At 71.8% G+C, this 2,708-nt stretch carries 1 protein-coding gene and 1 pseudogene; both read left to right on the forward strand.

Annotated elements, in window-relative coordinates; genetic code table 11:
• Window positions 1–216: 216 nt before the first annotated feature.
• Window positions 217–1,587 (forward strand): acetyl-CoA carboxylase biotin carboxylase subunit family protein, encoded by a 1,371-nt coding sequence (locus ACJA3G_RS34685; RefSeq protein WP_406557009.1) that lies wholly within the window; start codon window positions 217–219, stop codon window positions 1,585–1,587.
• Window positions 1,584–2,708: pseudogene (locus ACJA3G_RS34690) on the forward strand (phosphoenolpyruvate synthase); the annotation flags it as partial. The gene ACJA3G_RS34685 and the pseudogene ACJA3G_RS34690, both read left to right, overlap by 4 nt.

Raw genomic sequence — 2,708 nt, forward strand, 5'->3', positions numbered from 1 at the left:
AACACAGCCTGCTATTCAGGCATTTGCCTGAATACCGGATGGCCCTGATGGCGTTTGGAACGCCGGTCGCGTGGTCCTCTTGAGTAAGCGGGTGAACACGCACCGACACGTGGCCGGCGGCTCAGCCGTACCCGCCGCGCATCCCCGATCCGTACGACGGCGCGTACGGCCCCGCGTACGGCACGTACCGACATGGACGAATGGAGACGAACTTCAGTGAGCAAGGTGCTGTTAGTGCATGCCAAGGGTGGTCCGCCGCTCGGTCACGTCCTGTCCCGGACGGCCGCCAGGGCGGAAGTGCACCTGCTGGCGCTCAGCGCTCTTCCTCCCGTCGTGGCGGACTCCGCCCGGAGACTGTGCGTCTCGGTCGTGACGGCCGACGCGCACCGCTCCGACCTGGTCTCGTTGATCGTCTCACGGGCCCGGACCGTGGGCGCGGACGCGGTTCTCACCTTCTCCGAGTACGCGGTCGTCGCCGTCGCCGAGGCGTGCGAGGCACTCGGCCTCGCCGGGCCCGGTGAGGCCGCCTCGCTCGCCCGTGACAAGCGCCTGATGCGGCGCACCTGGCGCGAACACGGCCTGTCGCAGCCCGAGTTCCGCTCCGTCGCCACGGAGGCCGACCTGTACGAGGCGGCCGGCGCGCTGCCCTTCCCGCTGCTCCTCAAGGCGGCCTGGAGCGCGGGCTCCACCGCGCACCAGATCATCCGCTCCCCGTACGAGGTCTCCACCGCCTGGCGCCGCTCGCGCGAAGTGATGGCCGAGTCGGCCCTGTTGGGGTACGCGGAGCTCCATGTGGCCGAGGCGCAGGGGCACTACGTGGTCGAGCAGATCGTGACGGGCACCGCCTCCGACTGGTTCGACGACCCCGGCTGGGGCGACTACGTCAGCGTCGAGGGCGTCGTGGCGGACGGCGTCTTCCACCCGGTCTGCCTCAGCGGCCGGATGCCCACGGTCGAGCCGTTCACCGAGCGCGCGGGCATCACCCCAGCCCTGCTCTCCCAGGACGCCCAGGACCGCGTCGTGGAGCTCGCCCGGCAGGCCGTCGACGCCCTCGGCCTGCGCGACTGCGGAACGCACACCGAGATCAAGCTCGGCGCGGGCGGACGCATGTGGCTGATCGAGACGGCCGCCCGGTTCGGCGGCGCGATGACGGTGCCGCAGATCGAGGACGTCTTCGGGCTCGACCTCGTCGGCATGCTCGTCGACCACCTCCTCGGCCGCCCGGTCGAGTGGCCCGAGCAGGCCCTCACCCCCGCCGACGCGCACGGCGCGGCGGGCTCCCTCGTCGTCCTCGCGGTCGACGGCGACGGCGAGGCCTGGCACGACCGCAAGGTCTGGGACTTCCCGGCCGTCACCCGGGACATACCGCTCAGCCCGGGCAGCGAGCTGTCGGTGGTCGCGGAGAGCTCGCTCCCCGACGGCAGCGTCGTCCCCGTCTACGACCCGGCCGGGGGAGCCAACACCATGGCCGCCCTGTGCCTGCTCTCCGCCACCGACGCCCGCACGGTCCTGCGCGACTTCGAGACCCTGGTCGACGCCCTGCCACGGGTGCTGCCCGCGGCGCGGACCGAGGAGGTCGCCGTATGACCGCCCCCCTGCTCACCGGACCCGCCGAGCCGGCCGTGGACCGCACGGTCGTCGGCGAGAACCTCTCCCTGCCGCTCTTCCGCACCCTCTCCGGGGTCCTGGCCGGCCACCCCTACCTCAAGGTCGTCGTCGACCGCGCCGAGAACACCTGGCACCTCCTCGACACGGCGGCGCACCCCTTCCACGTCAACTACATCGCCACCCGCGTCCTCGGTATGAGCCTGGACGAGCTGGACGCGGACCTGGACGGCTTCAACGCCTCCGTCTACATGGACCCCGGCCGCCGCTTCCTGCTCGGGGTGCTCTCGCTCCACACCGACGAGGACGCCGAGGGAAGCGGACGCACCTTCCTCGTCCTGGAGACGACCGAGGCCGACACCATGAACGGCGAACTCCTGGAGTTCTTCTACACGTTCGTGCGCGACCGGGTCGACGGCCGGCTCCCCCTCCTGCTCAAACCCGCCAACCACGGCCAGGAGGAGGAGCTGGCGGCGATCAGCGAACGACGGGTGCCGCGCATCCTGAGCCATCAGCTCTTCGGCTCCAGGACCCGCACCCCGCTCAACCCCGGCGAGGTCACCGGACGGCTGCGGTTCTTCCGTACGAACGAGGAGTACGCGGCGGCCGAGGCGCGGCTCGGCTGGGCCGACATCGTGGCCATGCCGCGTCTGCCCGACGACGTGCCCCGGGTGGCCGGGTTCCTCAACACCGCGCCGATCACCCCGCTCTCGCACACCAACGTCCTGGCCTCCGGCTGGGGCATACCCAACGCGATCGTGCGCGACCTGGAACAGCTCGTCGAACAGGACGGCCTGGACGGCGCGTGGGTGCGCTACCGGGTGGGGGAGGACGAGATATCCCTGGAGCGGCTGGACGACGAGCCGGTCCTGCGCGCCCCCGCCTGGCACCAGCAGCGCATACGCCTGGAGCCGCCCCTGCTCGAAGACGCGCCCGTGCTGTCCCTGCACCGGCTGCGCGCCGCGGACCGCGACCGGTACGGCACCAAGGCGGCCAACCTAGGCGAGCTGCACCACGTACTGGACAGCCGCACCGCCGACCTGACCGCCTTCTACGGACGCCCCCGCCCGCCCCGCGACGACCTCTACGGCCACCTCGCCACC

This window comes from Streptomyces sp. YS-3 (assembly GCF_045257485.1).
Taxonomy (GTDB): domain Bacteria; phylum Actinomycetota; class Actinomycetes; order Streptomycetales; family Streptomycetaceae; genus Streptomyces.